The sequence below is a fragment of the Phenylobacterium sp. FG114 genome (genome assembly GCF_057809855.1).
This window is the reverse complement of record NZ_JBMDKU010000030.1, coordinates 1-5506: the sequence shown is the minus strand read 5'-3', so window position 1 is coordinate 5506 and position 5506 is coordinate 1. Positions and strand designations below refer to the sequence as shown.

Annotated in this window: 3 tRNA genes and 3 rRNA genes; all 6 read left to right on the top strand. The window is 55.7% G+C overall.

Annotated elements, in window-relative coordinates:
- Nucleotides 1-230: 230 nt before the first annotated feature.
- The 6 genes from ACODSY_RS25975 (at nt 231) to ACODSY_RS25950 (ending at nt 5482) form a co-directional block, all read left to right on the top strand.
- Nucleotides 231-1712: ribosomal RNA gene (locus ACODSY_RS25975) — 16S ribosomal RNA — on the top strand.
- Nucleotides 1713-1897: 185 nt separating this feature from the next.
- Nucleotides 1898-1974 (top strand) — tRNA-Ile (locus ACODSY_RS25970).
- A gap of 82 nt (nt 1975-2056) precedes the next feature.
- Nucleotides 2057-2132, top strand: a tRNA-Ala gene (locus ACODSY_RS25965).
- Between the two features lie 242 nt (nt 2133-2374).
- Nucleotides 2375-5161: ribosomal RNA gene (locus ACODSY_RS25960) — 23S ribosomal RNA — on the top strand.
- A gap of 70 nt (nt 5162-5231) precedes the next feature.
- Nucleotides 5232-5346, top strand: a 5S ribosomal RNA gene (rrf, locus tag ACODSY_RS25955).
- The 16S, 23S and 5S rRNA genes sit together here with 3 tRNA genes alongside, the layout of an rRNA operon.
- Nucleotides 5347-5405: 59 nt before the next feature.
- Nucleotides 5406-5482, top strand: a tRNA-Met gene (locus ACODSY_RS25950).
- Nucleotides 5483-5506: the final 24 nt, after the last annotated feature.

The following is a 5506-nucleotide window of genomic DNA, read 5'->3' as shown; positions in this document are numbered from 1 at the left end:
CGGGTCTTTGACATCGTTGAATAGGAAAGAGAAACGCAGGCGGCGGCGTCCTGGCGATAGTCTTAACCAGGCTATCTCGACGCTGACTGTGACTGCGGTCTCTTGAAGACACCATGAATATGGTCGGACTTCGGTTCGGCTATGATTTGTGGGAACTCGTCAAGAACTACGCAGACTATAGCCAGCCGATCTCGAGTAGATCGGTTACGCAGAAAGTCAGAACGTCAACTCAACCTGAGAGTTTGATCCTGGCTCAGAGCGAACGCTGGCGGCAGGCCTAACACATGCAAGTCGAACGGCTCTTCGGAGCAGTGGCGGACGGGTGAGTAACGCGTGGGAACGTGCCCTTTGGTTCGGAACAACACAGGGAAACTTGTGCTAATACCGGATGAGCCCTTCGGGGGAAAGATTTATCGCCATTGGAGCGGCCCGCGTTGGATTAGGTAGTTGGTGGGGTAAAGGCCCACCAAGCCGACGATCCATAGCTGGTCTGAGAGGATGATCAGCCACACTGGGACTGAGACACGGCCCAGACTCCTACGGGAGGCAGCAGTGGGGAATCTTGCGCAATGGGCGAAAGCCTGACGCAGCCATGCCGCGTGAATGATGAAGGTCTTAGGATTGTAAAATTCTTTCACCGGGGAAGATAATGACGGTACCCGGAGAAGAAGCCCCGGCTAACTTCGTGCCAGCAGCCGCGGTAATACGAAGGGGGCTAGCGTTGCTCGGAATTACTGGGCGTAAAGGGCGCGTAGGCGGACAGTTTAGTCAGAGGTAAAAGCCCAGGGCTCAACCTTGGAACTGCCTTTGATACTGGCTGTCTTGAGTTCGGGAGAGGTGAGTGGAATGCCGAGTGTAGAGGTGAAATTCGTAGATATTCGGCGGAACACCAGTGGCGAAGGCGACTCACTGGCCCGATACTGACGCTGAGGCGCGAAAGCGTGGGGAGCAAACAGGATTAGATACCCTGGTAGTCCACGCTGTAAACGATGAGTGCTAGTTGTCGGCATGCATGCATGTCGGTGACGCAGCTAACGCATTAAGCACTCCGCCTGGGGAGTACGGTCGCAAGATTAAAACTCAAAGGAATTGACGGGGGCCCGCACAAGCGGTGGAGCATGTGGTTTAATTCGAAGCAACGCGCAGAACCTTACCACCTTTTGACATGCCTGGACCGCCGGAGAGATCCGGTTTTCCCTTCGGGGACCAGGACACAGGTGCTGCATGGCTGTCGTCAGCTCGTGTCGTGAGATGTTGGGTTAAGTCCCGCAACGAGCGCAACCCTCGCCATTAGTTGCCAGCATTAAGTTGGGCACTCTAGTGGGACTGCCGGAGCTAATCCGGAGGAAGGCGGGGATGACGTCAAGTCCTCATGGCCCTTACGGGGTGGGCTACACACGTGCTACAATGGCGACTACAGAGGGTTGCAACCCTGCGAAGGTGAGCTAATCCCTAAAAGTCGTCTCAGTTCGGATTGCACTCTGCAACTCGAGTGCATGAAGTCGGAATCGCTAGTAATCGCGGATCAGCATGCCGCGGTGAATACGTTCCCGGGCCTTGTACACACCGCCCGTCACATCATGGGAGTTGGCTTTACCCGAAGGCGGTGCGCTAACCAGCAATGGAGGCAGCCGACCACGGTAGGGTCAGCGACTGGGATGAAGTCGTAACAAGGTAGCCGTAGGGGAACCTGCGGCTGGATCACCTCCTTTCTAAGGATGGACCTCCAGGACGCTCACGCTTCCTATTGGTCTTCCAAAGACACCTAAACAGGTGCGGGACGTCGCCGTCTCCGTTTCTCTTTCCGCTTACACCGCTGCCGGCTAGGCAGACGGTGCGATCGCGCATTCAGGCGCCAGGTCCATATGTGGGCGGGCGTTTGAGCGGACCGCTTCAAGGGCCTGTAGCTCAGTTGGTTAGAGCACACGCCTGATAAGCGTGAGGTCGGCAGTTCGAGTCTGCCTGGGCCCACCACACTTCTTCCATTGTGTGACCCTCGGGCGGGCGGACGACGGATCGATGACGGCTCCCAGCTGTGGCCGCCTCTATGGATTTAGGGGCCATAGCTCAGTTGGTAGAGCGCGTGCTTTGCAAGCATGAGGTCGTCGGTTCGATCCCGTCTGGCTCCACCATCCTCTCTGAAGTGAGGACCTCCCGCGCGATCGGGTAAGCATTACGAGTTTCCATCCACCTGGCTTCGGCCGGTGCGGTGGCATCTGACATCGTGAATTGAAGGGTTCGTCCGGCGCCCCCTGCGCTTGGAGGACGGATCCGAGAAGACATCAAGTCTGAAATACAAAGCGCATGTGTGGGCGCTGTCCGGGTTTCTTAAGTCCGGTCGGCATCGTCCCCACGCATGAGTTTTGCTGAGAACGATCAAGCGCATAAGGGCTTCTGACGGATGCCTTGGCACTGAGAGGCGATGAAGGACGTGGCACGCTGCGATAAGGTCCGGGGAGGCGCGAGCACCCTTTGATCCGGACATTTCCGAATGGGGAAACCCACCTTTACGGTCTGCGAATGTGAACTTCAGCTTCGGCTGGAGTTCTGGTTCGTAGGTCGTTCAAAGGTACAATGACCTGAATACATAGGGTTCATTGAGCAAACCCGGGGAACTGAAACATCTCAGTACCCGGAGGAAAGGACATCAACCGAGACTCCCGTAGTAGTGGCGAGCGAAACGGGACCAGGCCAGTGCTGTCGTGACATAAAGCCGAACGACTTGGAAAGGTCGGCCATAGCGGGTGATAGCCCCGTAGGCGTCAATTAGCGACAGACTCGAGTAGGGCGGGACACGTGAAATCCTGTCTGAACATGGGGGGACCATCCTCCAAGCCTAAGTACTCCTCAGTGACCGATAGTGAACAAGTACCGTGAGGGAAAGGTGAAAAGCACCCCGACAAGGGGAGTGAAATAGAACCTGAAATCGGAAGCCTACAAGCAGTCGGAGCCACCTCGCGTGGTGACGGCGTACCTTTTGTATAATGGGTCAGCGACTTCATGTGCCGTGCAAGCTTAAGCCGTTAGGTGTAGGCGCAGCGAAAGCGAGTCTGAATAGGGCGAATAAGTACGTCGCATGACGACCCGAAACCAGGTGATCTATCCATGAGCAGGTTGAAGGCTGGGTAACACCAGCTGGAGGACCGAACCCGTGCCCGTTGAAAAGGTCTGGGATGACTTGTGGATAGGGGTGAAAGGCCAATCAAACCTGGACATAGCTGGTTCTCCGCGAAATCTATTTAGGTAGAGCCTCGGACGAATTCCTTGGGGGGTAGAGCACTGGATGGATGCGGGGGTCGCGAGATCTACCAATTCTAACCAAACTCCGAATACCCAAGAGAACTATCCGGGAGACACACGGCGGGTGCTAACGTCCGTCGTGAAAAGGGAAACAACCCTAACCATCATCTAAGGCCCCCAAGTACTGGCTAAGTGGGAAACGATGTGGGATTGCTTTGACAACCAGGATGTTGGCTTAGAAGCAGCCATCATTTAAAGAAAGCGTAACAGCTCACTGGTCAAGCGATCCTGCGCGGAAAATGTAACGGGGCTCAAGCCAGTCGCCGAAGGTATGGGTGTGCGTAAGCACGCGGTAGCGGAGCGTTCCGTAAGCCTGTGAAGGTTGGTCGTGAGGCCAGCTGGAGGTATCGGAAGTGAGAATGCTGACATGAGTAGCGACAAAGAGTGTGAGAGACACTCTCGCCGAAAGTCCAAGGGTTCCTGCGTAAAGTTAATCTGCGCAGGGTTAGCCGGCCCCTAAGGTGAGGCCGAAAGGCGTAATCGATGGGAACCAGGTAAATATTCCTGGGCCAGTTGGAAGTGACGAATGCCGTGTATTGTCGGGGCTTATTGGATTGCTCCCGGCAGTGAAGGTGTTCCTGGAAATAACTCCAACAGAGACCGTACCCGAAACCGACACAGGTGGACTGGTAGAGCATACCAAGGCGCTTGAGAGAACTATGCTGAAGGAACTCGGCAAATTGCACGCGTAACTTCGGGATAAGCGTGACTCACCTTGCGCAAGCAAGAATGAGTGGCACAGGCCAGGGGGTAGCGACTGTTTATCAAAAACACAGGGCTCTGCTAAACCGTAAGGTGAAGTATAGGGTCTGACGCCTGCCCGGTGCCGGAAGGTTAAAAGGAGGGGTGCAAGCTCCGAATTGAAGCCCCGGTAAACGGCGGCCGTAACTATAACGGTCCTAAGGTAGCGAAATTCCTTGTCGGGTAAGTTCCGACCTGCACGAATGGCGTAACGACTTCCCCACTGTCTCCAGCATAGGCTCAGCGAAATTGAATTCCCCGTGAAGATGCGGGGTTCCCGCGGTCAGACGGAAAGACCCTATGAACCTTTACTGCAGCTTCGCCTTGGCGTTAGCGACAACATGTGTAGGATAGGTGGGAGGCTATGAAACCGGGGCGCCAGCTCTGGTGGAGCCAACCTTGAAATACCACCCTTGTTGTCGTTGACGTCTAACCGCGGTCCGTTATCCGGATCCGGGACATGGCGTGGCGGGCAGTTTGACTGGGGCGGTCGCCTCCCAAAGTGTAACGGAGGCGCGCGATGGTGGGCTCAGAGCGGTCGGAAATCGCTCGTCGAGTGCAATGGCATAAGCCCGCCTGACTGTGAGACTGACAAGTCGAACAGAGACGAAAGTCGGCCATAGTGATCCGGTGGTTCTGTATGGAAGGGCCATCGCTCAACGGATAAAAGGTACTCTAGGGATAACAGGCTGATTTTGCCCAAGCGTCCACAGCGACGGCAAAGTTTGGCACCTCGATGTCGGCTCATCACATCCTGGGGCTGGAGCAGGTCCCAAGGGTTCGGCTGTTCGCCGATTAAAGTGGTACGTGAGCTGGGTTCAGAACGTCGTGAGACAGTTTGGTCCCTATCTGCCGTGGGTGTACGAAGCTTGAGAGGATCTGTCCCTAGTACGAGAGGACCGGGATGGACACACCTCTGGTGGACCTGTCGTGGCGCCAGCCGCGCAGCAGGGTAGCTAAGTGTGGAATAGATAACCGCTGAAAGCATCTAAGCGGGAAACTAACCTCAAAACAAGGCTTCGCCGAGAGCCGTGGTAGACCACCACGTTGATAGGCCAGGTGTGGAAGTGCCGCGAGGCATGGAGCTTACTGGTACTAATCGCTCGATCGGCTTGATCGTTCTTATCAAAACTCATGAATTGCGCGCCTTTCAGGCGGCGATGTCTTCTCAATCTGATCCGCTTCGTTGACCTGGTGGTTATGCCGAGGAGTCCCCACCCGATCCCATCCCGAACTCGGTCGTTAAGCTCCTCAGGGCCAATGGTACTTCGTCTTAAGGCGCGGGAGAGTAGGTCGCCGCCAGGTCTACCAAGCGGATCAGGATCCAGAACCCTTCAATTCACGATGTCCGCTCTAGGCTTTGCCGCGGGGTGGAGCAGCCCGGTAGCTCGTCAGGCTCATAACCTGAAGGTCACAGGTTCAAATCCTGTCCCCGCACCCAAAGCTTCCAAAACAACCACTCCCA